Here is a 19,999-nt window from a genome sequence, read left to right as displayed (position 1 = left end):
GCAGGCGCCATAAATAGCGCCTGCCCATTTCATTTCTTACAAAGCTTTATCGTCCACTGCAGATAGCCATTGATCAATTTCACTAACAACTGATTGAACACAGCCATCCTCAAATGGAGAGATTAAATTTGCCTCTTTCACAAGACCTGTGAATGGAAGGCTACCGCCCAGTTTGCAAAGATGTAAATAATCTTTCCAGGCTTTTTCATGGTTTTCTCGTGATCGTTTCCAGAATTGGAAGGCACAAATTTGTGCGAGTGTATAATCAATATAATAGAAAGGCGAATTATATATATGACCCTGACGCTGCCAGAAGCCGCCGTTCTCTAAATATTCATTTCCATCATAATCTCGATGAGGCATATACTTCTTCTCAATTTCTCTCCAAGCATGCTTTCGCTCTTCTGGTGTCGCTTTATAGTTTTCGTAAACCCAATGCTGAAATTCATCAACTGCAACACCATATGGCAGGAACAATAAGCTTGAGCTTAAATGTGAAAACTTATATTTATCTGTATCCTCTTGAAAGAAATTCTCCATCCACGGCCATGTAAAAAACTCCATGCTCATTGAATGAATTTCAGCTGCTTCATAGGTTGGCCAATTATATTCCGGAATCTCAAAATGACTGCTTTCGTAAACCTGGAATGCGTGACCTGCTTCATGTGTAAGTACATCTATATCTCCAGAAGTTCCATTAAAGTTAGAGAAAATAAATGGCGCCTTGTAGTTTTCAATATATGAACAATAGCCTCCGCCAGCTTTCCCTTTTTTCGCAACAAGGTCCATTAAACCGTTTTCGTTCATAAAAGCGAAGAATTTACCTGTTTCTTCTGAAAGCTCATCATACATCTTTTGTCCATTGGCCACAATCCAATCTGGATCACCTTTTGGAACAGCATTGCCTGTGCTGAAAACAAATCCCTCATCATAATATTTAAGCTGATCAACACCAATTCGTTCGCGCTGGCGCTCTTTTAACTTGGTAGCAAGCGGTACAATGTATTCCTTGATCTGGTCACGAAAGTTCTTTACCATTTCCGCATTATAATCCGTTCGATACATGCGGTGATATCCTAATTCTACAAAGTTTTTATAGCCAAGTTTATGAGCAATCTCTGTCCGCAGCTGCACGAGTTCATCATAAATCCTGTCAAGTTCCTGTTCGATCCCACCCAGAAAACCAAACTTTGCTTCACTTGCCTTTTTCCGCATTTCACGATCTGTTGACTCTGTATACGGATCTAGTTGAGCAAGGGTTCTTTCTTCTCCCTCAAAATCAATTTTGGCAGAGGCAATAAGCTTTGTATATTCAGATGATAATTTGTTCTCTTTCTGCAAGTAGGAGACAATTTCAGGTGAGAACACTTTTAACTGAGCATCTGCCAGATCAAATAGCTGATTCCCCCATTTTTTCTCGAGCTCACCTCTGAAAGGTGAATTTACTAAAGCCTCATAATACTTTGTAATATGTCCTTCAATCTGCGGCTGAACTTCATCCATAAATTCTTGCTCAGCCTTATAAAACTCATCATTTGTATCAATTGAGTGCCGAATATACGTCAAATTAGACATCGTGCCCAGATCATTCCGAATTGTATTGAAATCCGTCATCGCTTTATTCTGCTCTTCAATTGATGCAGCATTTTTAAATTGTTCTATTGCAGCTTCTAATTTCTTTCCTGCATCCTCAATATCCGGCCGAACATACTTATAATCTTCAAATCTCACTTTTAAGCACCCCTTTATCATTTTAAAAATTCTGAATGTTAAGCTGGTTCTGAGACAGTAATTTGGTTACTTACCCGCTAGTCTCCTATATGTAATGTAGAGTTCTTTGTCTTTGATCTCTATCCTACAGCATAATTTATTTCGACAGCAGCAGTGAAATTCCTTTATTATTACCTTTTTTCTTGTTCTAAATATTCGCCTAACGTTCTAGATCGCTATGATTCTATTATTTTTAGTTAATTCCCAATTTTTTATTCAATCCAACGTTTTCCTGCTAAAATAAAAGTAAAAAACGAGCCCGTCTTCCTGACTGAGCTCGCCATCGATAATTAATACTTTCCAACTGAAAGTCCTACGCGCTTAAGCAGCTCAATAGCACTTTCTTTTTCTTCTTCACTCAAAACAGACATAATCTCATGTATTTTCTGCTCATGCTCAGGAAAGATGCTTTCAATAAATTCTTTCCCTTTCTCGGTAATTTGTGCAAAAGTTACTCGTCGGTCATTAGGACAAGCAACTCTTCTTAAATAATCCTTTTGCTCGAGCTTATCCACAACATAAGTTATGCTGCCGCTCGCCAATAAGATCTTTCCGCCAATTTGCTGAAGAGGCTGGTCGCCTTTATGGTATAAAAGTTCCAAAACGGCAAATTCAGTCGGATTCAAACCATATGTTTGTATTCTTTTATTTACCTGCTCATTAATTGAACGGTATGCTCTTGAAAGAACAATAAATAACTTCAGCGATTGGCTTATATTCTCAGAACTCATTTACTCCAATCCTTTACAAATTAATAGACAAAATTTCTTGAAATCAAAATAATTATAAGGAAGCAAGTTCTGCATGTCAATTTACTGAACCTGATTCATCGGACTTTTTACTTAGTTGTAAGCCTTTCTATTTCATTCAGCGTAATCGTCCAAAAAATGGTATAATAAAAAATGAAAATCTATGAAAGTTCGGAGTAAGCATATGACGAATAAATATCAGAATATCGCCATTTATTGTCTTATCGTATTATTGCCCACATTGATCGGTGTTCTATATTCTTTATACCAGTCAGCAGATGAGGAATACCATAATAGGCAGGAAGACACCTATTGGATTGCATCTGTTCATCAGAAAAGCTGGGATCAATTTATCTCAGAGACGTTTACTATGTTAGAAATTTTATCCGTATCGATTAGAACTGATCAATCTGCAGATCAACTGGAGAATCTTTTACAGGAAGCTCATCGAATGGATCCCCGTTATGGAGGGATCTACTTGCTCAATAAAAATGGAACCATTATTACAGGCTCAAATTCATACTTAGAAAATGCAGATCTATCAGAAACAGAATATATTAAAGAAATTACCAAAACAAAAGACATAATCATTTCCAATAAAGAAGAAAAATTAATAAATGGACAGAAGGTAATTGGAGTTGGGAAACCCATTTTCTCTGAGAATGGGGAGATAGATGCCATTCTTATCGCACATCTGCGTAGTGATTATATGGAAAATATTATGAAGGTATTAACTCCAAATACAAGCTTAGCTTTATTAAATGCAGAGGAAGAACTTATTTTCGATATTCAATCAAAGAAAGAATTTTCACAGGAAAAGCTTTCTGTTCCCCTTGAAAGCCTGCCATGGGAATTAGAAGTGAAAATGCCAAGCAAAGATACAGATCATATTTATAAACAAGTAATGACCTCCCTGGCAAAATATCTTATTATTACTCATATCATTTTTGTCTTTATTCAGTACTTTATGCTTAAAAGACAGGCTCAGCAAGAAAAGAAAGAAAATGAGCTGCAGAAATTGGAGCTTGTGGGGACTCTTGCAGCAAGTACCGCTCACGAAATTCGCAATCCTCTAACCGGCATAAAAGGACTTGTTCAATTACTAAGTGAAAAATATACAAACTCTACCGACCAATATTATTTTTCAGTCATTAATGATGAGATTAATAGAATTAATGAGATCGTCAGTGAGTTTCTAATTCTCGGGAAACCAACAGCACAAAAAAATGAAATAATGGATTTAAAGCAAATTATTAAAACCCTTGATCCTTTAATTCGTTCTGAAGCTCTTATGAACCGAATAAGTTATCAGTGTGAGCTTCCGAATCAGCCTATATATGTGGTAGGTACAAACGATCAAATGAAGCAAGTCATTTTAAATATCACTAAAAATGCATTTGAATCAATGGAAGCTGGGGGTAGTTTGACCATTAAATTATCTGCCAAGAACAGTAAATGCCAAATTAAAATCATTGATACAGGCATGGGCATATCTGAACAAGCAATTAAAAAAATCTTTCAGCCTTTTTATACATCAAAGGATATGGGTACTGGACTTGGTCTCGTCGTTTGCAGAAGGATTATTGAATCATTTGGAGGCGAAATCTTCATAACCAGTAAAGAGAACTATGGCACTCAGGTTGATATCTTTCTTCCGAAGAAGGAAACTCCCTCTGATGTCTAACGAATTGAAGCAGAGCAAAAGCAGCTCTGCTTTTTTTTTCACCATCATGCATTCATTTGCATATGATTTCATTAAGTTTTCAAGCCCTTCCTTCAATAATGCTGTGCCAATGCATTTATAAAGGAAGGTAATGGAAACATAAAGTTATTTGATTGTTATTGTAACCGGTGAATTTTAGTTTCTCCAATCTTCTGTCCTTGTATTGTTTTTACTGATTTGTGAGAGCAGATGTTTTGATTGCTCTTTTCTTTTGAGGATATTATGATAAAAGAATCCTGCACATTTCTAATGCACGTTTATGATTTAATCAACACTGAAAATTATCTTAATATTCTTTTTCTCATTTTTCACATTAAATACCTTTGACACAAAAGGAGAGGTGAATTAAATGACTGAAGTCATCTTTGGAAGTGTACTCTCCGCATTATCAACAGGAGCTGGGGCCTTTATTATTCTGTTTATGCGCGGTTCAGTAACACATCGCTGGCGTGACGTATTGCTTGCATTCACAGCAGGCATTATGATGGCTGCTTCTACTATGGGGCTTATACCTGAAGCACTTAGTCTAGGGGGCTTTTTACCGTTGGCAATTGGAATCATTTTAGGTGTCTTTACATTGACATTACTTGAAAAAAGGATTCCTCATATTGATTTAGAGCATTCAAAAAGCGGTATCGAATTCGATGAAAAAGCACTGCTCATTATCTCGGCTATCACCCTTCACAATATTCCTGAGGGATTATCAGTAGGTGTAAGTTATGCATCAAGCACAGAAGATACCGGAAACTTGATTGCATTTGCCATTGGCCTGCAGAATGCACCAGAAGGTTTTCTTGTTGCATTGTTTCTAGTAAATCAAAAAATCAGTAAGTTAAAAGCGTTTATTATTGCGACATTAACAGGAGCGATTGAAATTGTATCTGGCTTGTTAGGCTTTTTCCTTACCGCTTATGTTGCCAACCTCGTTCCTTATGGGTTAGCGTTTGCAGCAGGTGCCATGCTATTTATCATTTATAAAGAACTTATACCGGAAAGTCATGGAGATGGGAATGAGACCACTTCCACCTATTCCTTTATCACTGGACTTTTATTTATGATTTTATTAATACAGTTATTTTAATTTAAAAATTTGTACGGCGCCAATCCAACTATGCTAATGAGAGGTAAGTGGCGCCTCGCATATACATATTTCATATATTCAACTCCATATCATACAGAGACTATACAGCCGGTTTTTTCAAATTTAAAATAAGCTGTTTGAAAAGAAGTCTAATTTCTATTCTTCGCTCTTTTTGCCGCTGCAGATTATATTGGTATTCTAGTATAAGTTTATCCAGCTCTTGACTGTGTCTAATTGTTATTTCGCTGCTTATTCCATGCTTGTCTGCAGATTGAATCATCATTTCCCTTTTCGCTTGAATTTCGTTCAACAACTTTCTCCTATAAAACAACCTTATTTCCTCCTATTTCTTTTCTACATTATCATTTATTTTTTTATGACCACTTGAAGAATTATTACAAGAATTTCTAATATTGTAAATAGATTCGCAATATTAGACATTATTTTTTCAAAATAATTGGCAATCGACAGTTTTTACACCTATTTTTAATGCTGATTCGACATTTTTCCATCATCTTCTTACATTTCTTTATAAAAACTACATTTTAAATTTACATGTTCTACATATTCAAATAAGATATAAACAAATAGGATGAGGAGGAAGAAAATGAAACTGAACATTTCCTGCCTGCAAATGGATATTACTTTCGGTGACCCCCAGGCGAACTTTGAAACTGCCAACAGAATGATTATGGACGCATGCTTATCTGGCACTGATATTATTGTTTTACCTGAACTGTGGACAACTGGCTACGACTTGCAAAACCTTCCACAGCTGGCTAATATCCAAGAAGCAATCTCATTTTTACAAGAAGCTGCGGTGAAGAATGATATTCATATAATTGGCGGGTCTGTTGCCAATCAGAATGGGCAGGACATTTATAATTCAATGCCTATATTGGCAAAGGATGGACAGCTTATTCACACATACAGCAAACTGCATTTATTCAAGTTAATGGACGAACATCTTTATTTGAAGGACGGACATGATACTGGTCTATTCTCTTTAGAAGATCGCACGTTTGCTGGTGTAATCTGCTATGATATCCGTTTTCCCGAATGGATTAGAAGACATGTATTAGAGGGTGCGGAGGTTCTATTTGTATCTGCTGAATGGCCGCTTAAACGACTTGATCACTGGCGTGCATTGCTGATTGCCAGAGCGATTGAAAATCAGTGCTTTATTGTAGCCTGCAATCGCTCCGGAAGTGATCCTAATAATCAGTTTGCAGGGCATTCCATGATCATTGATCCATGGGGGCATGTGATTGCAGAAGCAGACTTAGGCGAACAGATCCTGCAGGCAGAAATCGATCTTGATCAAGTTCAGCAAGTACGAAAAACCATTCCGATCTTTTTAGATCGCAAGCCTGATTTTTACTAAACGAAACATCAAAAACTCCTACAGACAATACTCTGAGGAGTTTTTTTATGATATTCAGTTAAGTCTTGAAATCAGCCATGCAAACGGATTTTATTCGCTTTTTGCCCACATTTCCTTTGGATTCACTTCATATATGCCGTTATCCCGGTACATATATTGATTTATAATAAATTCTCTCCGAATGGTTGCATAGTCTTGGTGATATTTTTTTATATATTCATTTACCTCTTTTTCCTCATATTTTTCCCCTATTTTAAATCCTTGCATTATATGTTCAAAAATAATTAACTTCTTCTTTCTTTGTGCTGGTATTGATTTAAGCGTACCATCTGCTGCGAAAAAGTTTTTTATGACCTTGGCTGCCTCATCATTTGCCATTAGGGTTAATTCCTCCTCTTCTTCTAACATTTTCACTAATGCCTTTGCCTGGTGCTGAAGAACAGATTCATTTAAGTAAAAGTAAATTGTGTTTTTATCTCTCCGCTGATAAACAAGATTAATATCTTTTAATTTATTTAAATGATGTGTAATCGTCGGTGGTGTTAACCCTAGTTTTCCAGCGATCGCTTGCCCATGAAGCGGTCCTTTAGCAAGAAGATGTACAATGCGGATTCTTGTCGGGTCACCCATTGTCTTATGAAATGCTACGATTCTGTTAAGCTGCAACGTTCGATCTCCTTTCTGCTTATTTTATAATTATCTAATTAGATATATATCAAAATAAAAGATATACGTCAATAAAGATTCATGAACAGCTTAATTGCGCAGGCCACTTTTTGACAATTCCTTTTTATATCAAACACTGTCCTGCACACCAAAAAAACAGCCCGCTTACCTTAGGCAGGAAGAAGGCTGTGTTAAATTTGTCATTTAAAGCACAGGAAACGTTCTTAAGGAGTACGAAATCAGCCAGCTGCAGCTGAACGAGTATTTAGGAATCCCTTAAAACATTGAATGGTTTGACCAAAAAATCTTTTAACCACTAAATATCATTACTCTTTTGAACAATAGGCAAAAGAACATGAAAAGCTGTTCCTTTTCCAACTTCACTTTCAACCTCAATCCGGCCACTATGCTCCTCTATGATCTTATAGGTGACCATTAAGCCTAACCCTGTCCCTCTCTCCTTCGTTGTATAGAATGGCTCTCCAAGCTTCTTCATTTTGTCATTGTCCATTCCTGCTCCTTGATCAATGATAGAGACTTTTATGAGTTCATCTTCAATCCTCTGAATATGTATACAGATAAAACCTCCATCAGGCATTACTTCTATCGCGTTTTTAAGCATATTGATAAATACTTTTTTCAATTGATTTGGCACACAGGTTATATTGATAGGGTTTTCAGAAAACTGTTTAATAAATTGGATGTTATGTAAAACCGCTTGAGCAGAAAGCAAGTCAAGAGTTTGATTCATAATAGAACAGATATCTTCTTCTGAAAAACATAGTGCCTGCGGTTTGGAGAGGAACAAAAACTCATTAATAATAGATTCAATTCTTTCTAATTCCGTTGTAATAACATTGAAGTACATGGAAAAGTCTTCTTGAACAGAACCTTCCAGCAACTGAATAAAACCTTTTAAAGCTGTTAGCGGATTACGCACCTCATGGGCCACTCCAGCTGCAAGTTCACCTAAAACATGTAAGGTTTCTGACTTTCTAAGCTGCTCTTCAAGAATTAGCCTTTCCGAGATGTCTTTCAGTGCCGTGACATTAAGCTGTGAAAAGACCTGATGCAATGTTGAAAATTCAAAGGTTTTTTCTATATCATTCTTTTGCTTTAATTTAAATGTTCCTGAAACACGGCCAATTCGATCCTTCAATTCTTGCCGCTCTAATTTGCAGTCCTTACATGAATCTTTGATAAATGAACCAATGACTGTATCTTGATCTACACCAAGCATTTCCTTAGCAGCAGGATTCATATCAACAACCTCATATTGGTCATTCCATAAAACAAGTCCCTCCAGTGAGCCTTCAAACAGGTTCCTGAATTTATTTTCACTCTCCGCGAGCTCTTTATCCCTAAATGCACGGTCTTCTGCAGGATAAAAAATAGCCAAATGACAATCATCCAATATATTCTGGTTAAGTTTTATTTTTAATGGCATACTCTCACCACTAGGTGTAGTAAATGTCACTTCCCCTTCAGCTGATCCATTCAGATATAAAGCATGAAAGGTAGCGTAATAAGCTGGATCTTTGCATATAAAATCGTCTAATTTATACTTATGCAAATCCGCAAGGCTAAGTCCCAACATTATACACATAGCAGGGTTGGCAGAGATAATCATACCCTCTTGCCAGAAAAGAATCGGATCTGAAGATTTCTCATAAAAGATACTGAATAATCGTTCCTTTTCGGCAAGAACTTTTGTAAATTCATTGCTGCTGCAATTCTTGTATGAAGTGTTCAAATTTCCCCCTCCTATGTACGGCAGTGAATCGGCTTTCTTTCATCCTAAATAATTCTACAATGGAGATAAAATACCTCTTTTCTGCCCTTCTGTTTTTATAAGATTGATTTCCAAAATGATTAAAAAACGGTTCCAACAAAATTGTCAGAACCGCTAAATCACCCTAAATTTTAAATTTCATTATCATTACATTAAGCTGCTCAGCGAGTTCGGACAAAGATTCCACACTATCCGATATCTCTTCCATTGAATGATTCGTCTGGGTAACGGATGCACTTGTTTGTTCAATGCCAGCTGCCGACTGCTCGGAAACAGCCGCTATATTTTCAATTGAATGGTTCATACTCATAGAGCGATCAGCCACCACTTGAAGACTGTTAGAAATATCTGTCACATTGGACGACATAATATTGACTGCATTATAGATCTTTTGGAACGTTTCACCAGTAACCTCAATTTGATTCGTTCCTTCTTCCACCTGATTGTAGCCTTTTTCTAAAGATGCAACAACATTTGATGATTCTTTTTGAATATTCGTTACGATGCTGGTTATATCCTTAACTGAGAATGATACCTGTTCAGCTAATTTTCTTACTTCATCTGCCACAACCGCAAACCCGCGGCCATGTTCTCCAGCTCGCGCCGCTTCAATGGCGGCATTTAAAGCAAGCAAGTTGGTCTGATCAGCAATTTCCTGAATTACTTTAATAAGTTTAGATATTTGCTTTGTATGATCATCCAGCCCATTCACTCGCTCTACCGAAGCTTTTACAATATCATTGATCGCAATCATTTGCTGCTGTGACTCCCGCATGAGCAAGTCGCCTGATTTTGTCATATCCAGCACTTCTGCTGAAGCACTGCTGATTTGTTCTCCACTTTTTGTGGCTGCATTAACCTTTTCTAAGTATTCTTCCATCATTTGGGCAAGTCCGGTCGCAGAGTTTGCTTGTTCTTCTGCTCCTCCTGAGAGCTCCTGCATAGTTGATGCCACCTGCTGAGAAGCGGCTTTCACTTCACCGGCAGCCGTATTTAGTTCTCCGCTGCGATCTGTTACATACTGGGAGACCGAAGTAATTTCTTTGATGATGTTCTGCAGATTATCCTTCATAATGTTTGTTGCCTGGCTTAATTCTGCAATCTCGTCTTGGCCGTCATATTCCAATGATTGCACATTTAAATTCCCTGCAGCAATTTCATTGGAAACATGGACAATTTGTCCGAGCTTTCTGGAAATGATTTTTCCAATCATTATGAGACTTGAGATTGCCAGAAAAGCAGAAACAACAATAGAGATTCCTAATACAATTAAAGTTAGCGTTAAGCTTCCCTTTGCCGCTGAAATGGCATTTGCTTGCTGTGTATGTAAGTTTTCATTTAACTCATCCAAAAGGGTCACAGTATCTGCAATTAGATTATCAACCTGCAATTTACCAAGGCGGTATTCACGCACATTCATCTGTTTCACTGCTGGTTCAATTTCATCTAGAAATGCGGAAGTAATAGTTTCGTTGTTTTGTATCACTTGATTGAATAGTTCCTTATTGCGTTTTTCCGTCAACAGCGGTGAAATAACCTCCGCTTGCTGATCCAATTCTGTTGAGAGTTCTGAAAAAGTTGTAAGATGCTTAGGGTTACTATCAATAATATAATTTCCAATGGTACTCCCTTGTCGATGAAAAACGGTTGTAACTTCAGAAATATTGACTGCTCTTTCGCCAGCTTCTTCAACCGTATTCATTTTAGAGCCTGCTAAGGTTAAAAGAACAAACGTAATGATCGTTGAGGCAGTAAAAAGCCCGATTGTTGTGAATAAAACCACGCCATATTTCTGACCCAGCTTTAACTTTTTCCACCAATTGGAGCTCATTACTTTTTGCATTTGCTCCGTAATTTTTTCACCGCGTTTTTTTTCCATTTTCTTCTTTACTTTCTTTTTAGAACCTTTTAGTCCTTTCACCACATTCCCCTCCTGGTCGTCTCCGAACTACTATGCCAATAGAACTATATTTATATAACATTTTTACTATTATATAAATTCATTATAATCCATAAGATTCACCTTTTGAAGAATAGTTTTAACAAAAACAATATTATTACTTTACAAACAATTAACAAAATGGGTACATACACCTATACATTGGATAAAACTAGTAATACAACTTGGATTTACCGCTACTCTGTCTGTTTATATCGTGTTAGTTTGGGTAAATAAATATTGGTTTTTAGGGGGTCTTTAATAGAGGAGGATTTATGGAAAAAAGAAATTTCTACTTTGATAACGCGAAGTTTATTTTAATTTTCTTCGTTGTATTTGGACATCTGCTCCGCTCTTTTATTGAAGATAATGAAACAATCTTTACAGTATATAAAGTGATTTATTCCTTTCACATGCCTGCATTTATTCTCGTTTCAGGCTTTTTTGCAAAAGGATATTATGAAAAAGGCTATATACAAAAAATTGCCAAGAAGTTAATTCTGCCTTATTTGCTTTTTCAAGGCATCTATTCGCTGTTTTATTATTATCTGTACAACAGGCCGTCCATTGATATGGATCCATTCAATCCGCATTGGTCCCTGTGGTTTCTCATTTCCTTATTCTGCTGGAATATAATGCTCTTATTGTTTTCTAAGTTTAAACCCGCCTATGCCATTACAGCCGCTTTGTTCATTGGATTGGCAATCGGCTATGTGGATTGGGTTTCCAACTATTTAAGCTTATCAAGAACCTTTGTATTTTTTCCTTTATTTTTAGCAGGTTACTTTCTTAAGAAAGAGCATTTGGCTCTTTTAATGAGACCATCAGCAAGAGCTTCTGCAATAGGTATATTTGCAATTGCAACAGCACTTTTTTACCTGTATCCAGACATTAACTATCAATGGCTGCTCGGAAGCAAACCATATGCAGAAATGGGTGCAGCTTCGTTTACTGCACTTCTAACCAGACTTGGATTCTATCTACTAAGTTTTCTTATGGTTTTTAGCTTTCTTGCATGCGTGCCAAATGGACAATACTTCTTTACTAGACTCGGCAAAAACACCTTATATGTGTATTTATTGCATGGCTTTATCGTTAGGCTCTTTAGAGAAAGCGACCTGCAGAATTACTTTAACGAGCCTGAGCAATTCCTCATGCTCGCCAGTATCTCACTGCTGCTGACTTTATTGCTGTCAAGCGGGCTTGCAACCGCCCTGACACAGCCTCTGATTGAGCTTAAAACCGCCAAACTGCATACGTTAAAGGTCCGGCTTACTGCAATGCTTAAATTTTATCGGAACAAACGATTTAATTAATAATTTGGGGCTGAGTTTCTCTCTATAAACTCAGCCCTTTTATAATTCTGTGTGAGTGAGTATTTCGTTTGACCAGCACCTCCCTGCCATTTTATAATAAATAATCGACGCTTATGTTACATACCACGTCCCAGTAGCTCAGCAGGATAGAGCGACAGCCTCCTAAGCTGTAGGTCGTAGGTTCGATTCCTATCTGGGACGCTAAATTGAAACAGCCGTGAACCCTTGGTGTTATTGGGTTTGACGGCTGTTTTGTTTTTGAAGCAAACGTTCTCTGCTTTATAATTGGGGTCGGATTGGGGTATGTACAAAAACATGTTCAATTTTATGGCTATACAAGATCCCCACCAATACTACCTTTCAGTGATAGTGAATCTTGAACAATAAAACTGGACAACTTTAATGGATACTGCACAATATTAATCACCTTCACAACATCTTCCTAAGTATTTTCATTCACACAATTACCCTGCCTTTAAGTAAAAATACTTCATAATAATTATTATCCTAAAACATTCTTAATCTTTCTAAATCTGGAAGTTTTAATATCAACACAAGTGCTTTTTTACGTTATAATAAAGAAAATTCACCATTGAGACAAGCTTCTAAGAGCTTAAAGAGACTAAACTGCATTCTCATCTAATCTAAACTAGCTACAGAGCCTAATTACTATTATGCAGCTTCTTGAAAGTCTAATAAGAAAAATGGAGGGATTTATGTTGAGCACGATCTCATTAAAAAAGAAAGCAGCTGGAATCGTTTTAGAGAAAAAGAATCTTAAAGGTGTTGTGGCAAGAGTTGGCCTTGTTTTAGATATTTCTGGCTCTATGCGAAGATTATACCGTGAAGGAGTTGTTCAGGAAGCCGTCGAACGCGTTTTGGCTGTTGCCAGTCAGTTTGATGACGATGGGGCATTAGATGTGTGGGTTTATGACAACGAGTTCACCAGATTACCAGCTGTAACAGAAGAAGATTTTGCAGATTATGTTAATCAGCAGATCCTAGCAAATGACTCAGTCCATAAGTTCGGCAGAAACGACGAACCAAAAGTCATGGAAGATGTCATCCAAAAATATATAAATGAAGAACCAGGCGATGATCCTGTTTTCTTAGTATTTATAAACGATGGAGGCTGTAAGCCCGGTATTAAGAAGTTTATCGTAGAATCATCTGTTCAGCCAATTTTCTGGCAGTTCATCGGAATTGGAGATTCTAATTTTGATGTATTGAAAAAATTGGATACGATGGAGGGAAGAGTTGTTGATAATGCGAATTTCTTTCATTTGAGTAATCTGGAACATGTATCTGATGAAGAATTATATGACCAATTATTGAATGAATTTCCGCTTTGGATTAAAGAAGCAAAAGAAAAGAAAATCTTGCGTTCATAACTGCTAAACTATTAGACAAGCAGTGTTAATATAAAATATGACAACAAATAAAGATAGATCATACATTTTAAGCAGCGAATGTATATCTAATAAGAACAAACTAAGACAATCAGCCCTGCCAATCGGTAAAGTTGATTGTCTTAACTTATTTATATAACTCCTATAATCTTCTTCCATTCAGCACTAAATTCAGATACTCTATTTCATCAAAGGTGAGGTTTTTAGCAGCTGCTTTCTTTTCCCATTGATCTGATGAGAGAATTTGATTCTCGCGTGCTCTTTTATAAATGGATGCCGCTTCTTTCCACTGCCAGTCTGCCCAGTTTGGTATCATTCCGGATAACTTCCTTTCATTTGCAGTAGCATTTTGCCCTTCCTGCAGATAATCTAATGGATTGACTGCATTCGACTTCGCTGCGTTCCATGTCCCTCTATGCAGTTCAAAATGTAAATGCTGCCCAGTCGACTGTCCTGTGTTCCCCATAATTCCTATTACCTGTCCCTGTTTAACCGTTTCCCCTTGAACTGCTTTTCTGCTGCCTTTTAGCATATGAGCATATAATGTTTCCCATATTTCTCCATTTACAGTGTGCCGCAGAATGATACATTCCCCGTAACTTGGTGACCTATATGATCTTGTAACAGTCCCAGCAGCTGCTGCAACGATCTCATGAGTTCCAGAATCTGCAAAGTCAACCCCATGATGATTGGTTCTGTTTGGCGGTCTAAATCCAGAAGTAATTCTTCTTACTGTTGTTGGATAAATAAACATAAAAATCACCTACCTAATAGTAAGATATTCTTTGATAGACCTGCCCGTGTGGACAACCTTTGCTATTTCATTCCAGTTTGTACACTTTCTCTCAGACTAGTTCATGCAACTAGAAGCTATAATAACTGCTGAAAGGAGATCATGCTTCAAATTTTATAATCTTCACAAATACGTCGATTTTAAAGCTTCTGACTCATATTCCATATTATAAAATGATTTTAATACCATAATTAAATGGAGATGATTAAATGAAGTTGGGACATCGTAAATCATTTGCGTGTTATTTATTAATAAGTTTGCACATTTTTTTAGCAGTTGGCGCTCTTATCGGTGGTGGTGCACTGCTTATCTTTCCTGACGGCTCAATTTTATCCTTGCCCCTTGAAATACTGCAAAACAGTCCTTTTCAGAATTACTTCTTACCTGGACTAATCTTATTTAGTGGATTTGGTATTCTCCCTATAATAACTGCACTTTTTCTAAGCACAAAAAAACCTATAAAAGCATTTGAAAAGCTTAGTATCTATAAGTCAATGCACGGATCGTGGAATTTCTCTTGCTATATTGGATTAATGTTAATCATATGGATTATGGTACAAATATTAATCATGCAGTCTGTTGAATTTATTCATATCTTCTATATCCTCCTAGGATTTTTCATTATTATGTTTACCTTTCTCCCCTCTGTTAAATCGTTTTACTTAATCGATTAACTGTAAAAAATGCATTTCTATGAATATTTCTCAAAATCAATAACAAAATATACTTAGTTTAATACTCACTAAGGAGATCCTATTATGGCGGAAAATCAAATAAAGCAATTTGATCAAATCGTAAAAATGGGCGAACAGGCACAAAAAGCATTAAATGATTATTGGTTAGAATTCTCACTATATACATCCTTTGAATATTGGTTAATGGTTTCTATATTAATCGTTCCACTTATCATTTTATTTTTTAAAATAGATAAGAACCAAATCTTCCTAATGGGGTTTTATGGTTATAGTGTTCATGTCATTTTTGGGTATGTTGATTTATACACTAAAAATTCCGGTTTTTTAAATTATCCCTTCCCTGTCATCCCTATGCTTCCAGGTATATCACTTGATTCAAGTTTAGTCCCTGTTACATTTATGCTAGTCTACCAATGGGTCGTAAATCATCAAAAAAATTATATTCTTTATATGGGTATAACTTCAGCATTTCTTGCATTTGTATTTAAACCGATTCTTGTTGCTTTAGGGCTTATTAGGCTTTATGGCAACACTAATTATTTTCACCTCTTTCTTGCCTATCTATTGGTCATTACGATCGCAAAATTTTTGACAAATGTATTTTTGTGGATGGAAAAGAAATTTAATAATGAGACAACAGATGCCCAGCATGAATAAGTTAGAACCCGTCCTTTCGAAGGAAAATGAAATACATTAAATATTTCAATTCACCTTAACATTGATGATTTAATTCTGTAATTCCCTTGGTATAACAGTATTTTCCAGCCTTTCAATATATCTTTCCCTTTCGCCTCTCCTGTATTTCCGTTCAATAATCCTATATAATAAGATGCTGATACGCTATATAAGGAGATACTCTTGATGAAAACAATTCTTACAACCTTAAATGCAAAATATATTCATACAAACATTGCGATCCGATATTTAAAGGCATATGCTGAGCCTGAGTATCCAGTTGAGATCACTGAATATACCATTAAAGATCCAGTTATGAATATTGTTACTGATCTGATTTCCAAAAAGCCGAAAATCATTGGTTTCAGCTGCTATATATGGAATATTGAAGAAACCATTAAAGTGGTTAAAATTTTGAAGAAAATAGATCCTGAAATTCAAATCATTGTTGGCGGTCCAGAGGTTTCATATGATGTTTTACATTGGATGGAAAACGTTAATGAATTTGATTATATTGTTCTTGGTGAAGGAGAAGAAACATTTAAACAGCTACTGAAAGAACTGCATGAGGATCTGCAGCTGGAAAATGTGTTTGGCATTGCATTTAGAAAAGATGGCAAGGTCAAAATCAATCCGCAGCGAAACAAGCTGGATTTAAAAACACTTCCTTCTCCCTTCCGTTTTGAAGAAGACCAAAAAGATCTTTCGAAACGGGTCATTTATATTGAAACAAGCAGAGGCTGTCCATTTAGCTGCCAATTCTGTCTCTCTTCTATTGAGGTTGGTGTTCGCTATTTTGATCGCGAAAAAATAAAAGATGATATCCGTTATTTAATGCAAAATGGTGCTAAAACAATTAAATTTGTTGACAGAACATTTAATATCAGCAGAAGCTACGCAATGGAAATGTTCCAGTTTTTAATTGATGAGCATTTGCCTGGAACTGTTTTTCAGTTTGAAATCACGGCAGATATCATGCGTCCAGAAGTCATTGAATTCTTGAACAAGGAAGCTCCTCCAGGTTTATTCCGATTTGAAATTGGTGTGCAGTCAACCAATGATTTTACAAATGAACTTGTTAAACGGAAACAGAATTTCGCTAAGTTATCCCGTACGGTCACTATGGTTAAAGAAGGCGGTAAAATTGACCAGCATTTAGACCTCATTGCAGGTTTGCCTGAAGAAAATTATGACTCATTTAAGCAGACATTTAATGATGTTTTTGCTATGAGACCAGAGGAACTTCAGCTAGGGTTTTTAAAAATGCTTCGCGGAACAGGTCTCCGCTTAGACGCTGAAAAGCATAACTATATCTATATGGATCATTCTCCGTATGAAATACTCGGGAATAATGTGTTAAGCTTTGATGAAATTATTAAAATTAAACAAGTAGAGGATGTGCTGGAAAAGTACTGGAACGATCACCGCATGGACTTTACAGTGGAATATTTGGTTTCACATGTATTCCAAACTCCTTTCGACTTTTTCCAGGAGTTCGGAACTTATTGGGAACAAAAAGGCTGGTCAAGGATTGGCCACCAGCTCGAGGATTTATATAAACGCCTTTATGAATTTTTGGAGAATACACAAGTCAAGCAGCTTCCTATTATTGAAGGGTTAATGAAATTTGATTACCTGTCTAAGCAAAAATATAAACCAAGAAAACCTTGGTGGAAGCAGTCATTTACACAGGATAAACGTTCTTCTCTATATCGTTCAATTATTGAAAATCCTTCGATTTTAGGCAATGAGTTTAAAGAGCTGGAGCTCACTGAAAAAGAGCTGTATAAACATACGATGCTTGATACACTATCTTTTCGTCTTGAATCATACTTTCATGATGAAATCATTGATGAGACACCATCAGCGATGCTTGTTTACTTTGATCCAAAAACAGAAAAACCGTCTATTTTTTATACAGGTATATAACAAAACAGCCTAGCTCTTTGCTAGGCTGTTTTTGATATCATAAACTGCTATTATCAGTCTTTCTCTTTTGTATCTTTTTCTTTTTTGCTCATATGTGGAATATCAAACATTTTTGATGCATTCATTCCTCCGCTAAATTCGATGCCGAATTCCACATTTGCATTTTCTGTTTTATTAAAAGTATCACGCTGTTTTTTCTTCATTCGCCTTGTTTTCCCTTTTTCGAATTTCGGTTTGCACCCTTCATGGGATTCTCTCCAGAACTAAATTCTGCTGAGAATTCTGTTTCATGCAAATTTTCTTTTGGTGTTTTGCTGTATTTTTCAACTGCATCAAATTGTGCTTTGCGTTTAGCCATGTGCTGTATCCTCCTCATATATTAGCTTTGTTACCTCTATATTGTGCTACTTTTGGCAGGAAGACATGCTTTTTGTGTGAGAAAACTTTTTCGATTCGCAAGCTTTTATATTTAAAAGTGAAAAGGTCCTTTCATTAATTAATCAAACGTGCGCTTTATACCCTCTTCAAAATCAAAACAAAACCCGACCGCCTAGACAGCTCCTTAATTAAAGGTTCTGCTAATCAATCGGGTTTATAAAGTAATTTAATGTTTCTGCTTCATTCTATTATCCAATAATCACTCGCTCTTTTGGATAGTGATAATTTGGTTTTGTCATTTTGCCGCCAATGATGAATATGAAGGATGTGAGTCCGATCCTTCCTATAAACATTAATAGCATAATCACCGTTTTGCCAATTGAACTTAGTTCAGGTGTTATGCCCATTGAAAGACCTGTTGTACCAAATGCTGAGGAAACCTCAAAGATGATTTCAATTAACTCTAAGTGCGACTCAGTAATGCTTAGAATCATGACTGACAACAAGCACATCCCCGAAGCAAGAATAGTGATTACAAGAGATTTTAATATATCAGCTTCGTGAAGCTCTCGGCGGAAAATCTTCACTTCCCGATTTCCTTTGGCAAAATGATAAATAAATAGGATATTTAAAGCAAAGGTTGTTGTCCTAATTCCTCCGCCTACAGAACTTGGTGATGCCCCAATAAACATTAAAAAACTTAAGATCAGAAGGGTTGGCATCGTAAACTCACTCACATTCATGGTTGATAACCCGCCGCTTCTAGTTGTTGCTGATTGGAAAAAAGCATAGAAAAAGCTTTTATGCCAAGGTATATCTTTCAAGTAATGCTGAAATTCCAAAACCAATATGATAACAGTTCCAAAAATCAGCAGACAAGCATAGGTAACGGTTGTCAGCTTTGTAAATAAAGAAAAGCGATATGAATAATTTAGCTCAGAACGCTTTGTAAATAAGTATTCCTTTACCTCAATTAATACTGGAAAACCGATAGCACCTAATGTAATTAGAATGATATTAATCAGTTGTACAAAATAGTCATTTGCAAATGGCACTAAAGAATTGCCTGTAATAGACATTCCTCCATTGGTTGTGGCACTGACAGCAGCGAATAAACCATGTAAAAAGGCTTCTTCCCATGTTCCATAATATTTCAGAAAATGAAAACCTAAAATAAAGGCACCTACTAGCTCAATAACAAGAATAATCTTAATAATTTCGCGGATTAAGTTCACTAAGCCTGATAATGCAAACTGATTATGATCGGCCATGATTAAGCGTCTGCTTCTCAGCCCGATTTTTCTTCCTAAAAGAATCCAGAAAAATGTCCCTAATGCCATAATGCCTATGCCGCCAAATTGCAAAATCAACATAATGACAAAGTATCCAAGTAAGCTATATGTTTCCGATATTTCAACGACCGTTAAACCTGTTACACTAACGGCACTAACCGCTGTAAAAACTGTATCAATAAATGCAACCTCTACCCCAGGCAAGTGAACACCAGGCAAACGCAATAGGGCCACCGCCACTGATACGGCTAATAAATAATAACCCGATATTACTTGTGCAGGCGTACGCTTATTCAGCCAGCCCCGCAGTTTTATCCACATTTCTAAACGTCCTTTCAGCCTTGTCTACCAACTATCATAAAGAATTCAGCCTAATTTTAAAAGCAATAATAAAAACTTCCTAGCGAA

At 36.4% G+C, this 19,999-nt stretch carries 17 protein-coding genes, 1 tRNA gene and 1 pseudogene; 9 read left to right on the top strand and 10 right to left on the bottom strand.

The features are described 5' to 3' along the window. Nucleotides 1-36: 36 nt before the first annotated feature. Together J1899_RS08575 and J1899_RS08570 are read right to left on the bottom strand one after the other, a co-directional pair. Entirely contained in the window at nucleotides 37-1,731 is a 1,695-nt protein-coding gene (locus tag J1899_RS08575; RefSeq protein WP_214478420.1) for a M3 family oligoendopeptidase, read from the bottom strand. Nucleotides 1,732-2,060: 329 nt separating this feature from the next. Then, nucleotides 2,061-2,501, bottom strand: coding sequence for a MarR family winged helix-turn-helix transcriptional regulator (locus tag J1899_RS08570; protein WP_066447203.1), 441 nt, complete (start codon nucleotides 2,499-2,501; stop codon nucleotides 2,061-2,063). A gap of 202 nt (nucleotides 2,502-2,703) precedes the next feature. Between J1899_RS08570 and J1899_RS08565 the strand changes: the two genes are divergently transcribed. After that, nucleotides 2,704-4,203, top strand: coding sequence for an ATP-binding protein (locus J1899_RS08565; protein WP_214478419.1), 1,500 nt, complete (start codon nucleotides 2,704-2,706; stop codon nucleotides 4,201-4,203). Between the two features lie 388 nt (nucleotides 4,204-4,591). Next, entirely contained in the window at nucleotides 4,592-5,323 is a 732-nt protein-coding gene (locus J1899_RS08560) for a ZIP family metal transporter (protein WP_214478418.1), read from the top strand. Between the two features lie 100 nt (nucleotides 5,324-5,423). Here J1899_RS08560 and J1899_RS08555 read toward each other — a convergent pair whose 3' ends face one another. Next, nucleotides 5,424-5,633, bottom strand: a complete 210-nt coding sequence (locus J1899_RS08555; RefSeq protein WP_246586620.1) for an aspartyl-phosphate phosphatase Spo0E family protein — start codon at nucleotides 5,631-5,633, stop codon at nucleotides 5,424-5,426. Nucleotides 5,634-5,930: 297 nt separating this feature from the next. On the opposite strand from J1899_RS08555, the gene J1899_RS08550 reads away from it, so the two are divergent. Further along, complete coding sequence (locus J1899_RS08550; RefSeq protein ID WP_214478416.1) at nucleotides 5,931-6,707, top strand: carbon-nitrogen family hydrolase; 777 nt, start codon at nucleotides 5,931-5,933, stop codon at nucleotides 6,705-6,707. A 90-nt stretch (nucleotides 6,708-6,797) separates the two neighbouring features. Here J1899_RS08550 and J1899_RS08545 read toward each other — a convergent pair whose 3' ends face one another. From J1899_RS08545 to J1899_RS08535, 3 genes are all read right to left on the bottom strand, one after another. Next, the gene (locus J1899_RS08545) at nucleotides 6,798-7,373 is read right to left on the bottom strand and encodes a DUF2087 domain-containing protein (protein ID WP_214478415.1); all 576 of its coding nucleotides are present in this window, start codon (nucleotides 7,371-7,373) and stop codon (nucleotides 6,798-6,800) included. A 316-nt stretch (nucleotides 7,374-7,689) separates the two neighbouring features. After that, complete coding sequence (locus tag J1899_RS08540; protein WP_214478414.1) at nucleotides 7,690-9,126, bottom strand: PAS domain-containing sensor histidine kinase; 1,437 nt, start codon at nucleotides 9,124-9,126, stop codon at nucleotides 7,690-7,692. 163 nt (nucleotides 9,127-9,289) lie between these two features. Then, nucleotides 9,290-11,086: a methyl-accepting chemotaxis protein gene (locus J1899_RS08535; RefSeq protein ID WP_246586619.1), complete on the bottom strand. Its 1,797-nt coding sequence runs from the start codon at nucleotides 11,084-11,086 to the stop codon at nucleotides 9,290-9,292. 293 nt (nucleotides 11,087-11,379) lie between these two features. Between J1899_RS08535 and J1899_RS08530 the strand changes: the two genes are divergently transcribed. The 3 genes from J1899_RS08530 to J1899_RS08520 all read left to right on the top strand — a co-directional run bounded on the left by J1899_RS08530 (nucleotide 11,380) and on the right by J1899_RS08520 (nucleotide 13,811). Continuing rightward, nucleotides 11,380-12,420, top strand: coding sequence for an acyltransferase family protein (locus J1899_RS08530; RefSeq protein ID WP_214478413.1), 1,041 nt, complete (start codon nucleotides 11,380-11,382; stop codon nucleotides 12,418-12,420). A gap of 127 nt (nucleotides 12,421-12,547) precedes the next feature. After that, a tRNA-Arg gene (locus J1899_RS08525) sits at nucleotides 12,548-12,621 on the top strand. Between the two features lie 518 nt (nucleotides 12,622-13,139). Further along, on the top strand, nucleotides 13,140-13,811 hold the full coding sequence (locus tag J1899_RS08520) for a vWA domain-containing protein (protein ID WP_214478796.1): 672 nt from the start codon (nucleotides 13,140-13,142) through the stop codon (nucleotides 13,809-13,811). 370 nt (nucleotides 13,812-14,181) lie between these two features. Here J1899_RS08520 and J1899_RS08515 read toward each other — a convergent pair. Further along, nucleotides 14,182-14,589, bottom strand: a pseudogene (locus J1899_RS08515) (M23 family metallopeptidase); the annotation flags it as partial. Between the two features lie 242 nt (nucleotides 14,590-14,831). Between J1899_RS08515 and J1899_RS08510 the strand changes: the two are divergent. The 3 genes from J1899_RS08510 (at nucleotide 14,832) to J1899_RS08500 (ending at nucleotide 17,921) form a co-directional block, all read left to right on the top strand. Beyond that, a complete protein-coding gene (locus J1899_RS08510; RefSeq protein ID WP_214478412.1) occupies nucleotides 14,832-15,296 on the top strand; it encodes a hypothetical protein in 465 nt (154 codons plus the stop codon). Nucleotides 15,297-15,380: 84 nt separating this feature from the next. Beyond that, nucleotides 15,381-15,974 carry a hypothetical protein gene (locus J1899_RS08505; protein ID WP_066447232.1) on the top strand — a complete coding sequence of 198 codons (594 nt, stop codon included), beginning with the start codon at nucleotides 15,381-15,383 and terminating at the stop codon, nucleotides 15,972-15,974. A 204-nt stretch (nucleotides 15,975-16,178) separates the two neighbouring features. Beyond that, nucleotides 16,179-17,921: a B12-binding domain-containing radical SAM protein gene (locus tag J1899_RS08500; RefSeq protein ID WP_066447241.1), complete on the top strand. Its 1,743-nt coding sequence runs from the start codon at nucleotides 16,179-16,181 to the stop codon at nucleotides 17,919-17,921. Between the two features lie 53 nt (nucleotides 17,922-17,974). On the opposite strand, the gene J1899_RS08495 is transcribed toward J1899_RS08500, so the two are convergent. The 3 genes from J1899_RS08495 to J1899_RS08485 all read right to left on the bottom strand — a co-directional run bounded on the left by J1899_RS08495 (nucleotide 17,975) and on the right by J1899_RS08485 (nucleotide 19,912). Next, nucleotides 17,975-18,124 (bottom strand): hypothetical protein, encoded by a 150-nt coding sequence (locus J1899_RS08495; protein ID WP_156495806.1) that lies wholly within the window; start codon nucleotides 18,122-18,124, stop codon nucleotides 17,975-17,977. Continuing rightward, entirely contained in the window at nucleotides 18,121-18,279 is a 159-nt protein-coding gene (locus J1899_RS08490; protein ID WP_180320232.1) for a hypothetical protein, read from the bottom strand. Before J1899_RS08490 ends, J1899_RS08495 begins: the two co-directional genes overlap by 4 nt. Nucleotides 18,280-18,547: 268 nt before the next feature. Continuing rightward, nucleotides 18,548-19,912: a TrkH family potassium uptake protein gene (locus J1899_RS08485; protein ID WP_214478411.1), complete on the bottom strand. Its 1,365-nt coding sequence runs from the start codon at nucleotides 19,910-19,912 to the stop codon at nucleotides 18,548-18,550. Nucleotides 19,913-19,999: the final 87 nt, after the last annotated feature.

Source organism: Cytobacillus gottheilii, from assembly GCF_018582665.1.
GTDB classification, from domain to species: domain Bacteria; phylum Bacillota; class Bacilli; order Bacillales; family Cytobacillaceae; genus Cytobacillus; species Cytobacillus gottheilii.
This window is presented reverse-complemented; position numbering and strand designations above follow the sequence as displayed.

Coding starts and splice junctions, on each gene's coding strand:
- J1899_RS08570 (WP_066447203.1), bottom strand. CDS start 2,501: ATGAGTTCTGAGAATATAAGCCAATCGCTGAAGTTATTTATTGTTCTT.
- J1899_RS08565 (WP_214478419.1), top strand. CDS start 2,704: ATGACGAATAAATATCAGAATATCGCCATTTATTGTCTTATCGTATTA.
- J1899_RS08560 (WP_214478418.1), top strand. CDS start 4,592: ATGACTGAAGTCATCTTTGGAAGTGTACTCTCCGCATTATCAACAGGA.
- J1899_RS08550 (WP_214478416.1), top strand. CDS start 5,931: ATGAAACTGAACATTTCCTGCCTGCAAATGGATATTACTTTCGGTGAC.
- J1899_RS08530 (WP_214478413.1), top strand. CDS start 11,380: ATGGAAAAAAGAAATTTCTACTTTGATAACGCGAAGTTTATTTTAATT.
- J1899_RS08510 (WP_214478412.1), top strand. CDS start 14,832: ATGAAGTTGGGACATCGTAAATCATTTGCGTGTTATTTATTAATAAGT.
- J1899_RS08505 (WP_066447232.1), top strand. CDS start 15,381: ATGGCGGAAAATCAAATAAAGCAATTTGATCAAATCGTAAAAATGGGC.
- J1899_RS08500 (WP_066447241.1), top strand. CDS start 16,179: ATGAAAACAATTCTTACAACCTTAAATGCAAAATATATTCATACAAAC.
- J1899_RS08495 (WP_156495806.1), bottom strand. CDS start 18,124: ATGAAGAAAAAACAGCGTGATACTTTTAATAAAACAGAAAATGCAAAT.
- J1899_RS08490 (WP_180320232.1), bottom strand. CDS start 18,279: ATGGCTAAACGCAAAGCACAATTTGATGCAGTTGAAAAATACAGCAAA.
- J1899_RS08485 (WP_214478411.1), bottom strand. CDS start 19,912: ATGTGGATAAAACTGCGGGGCTGGCTGAATAAGCGTACGCCTGCACAA.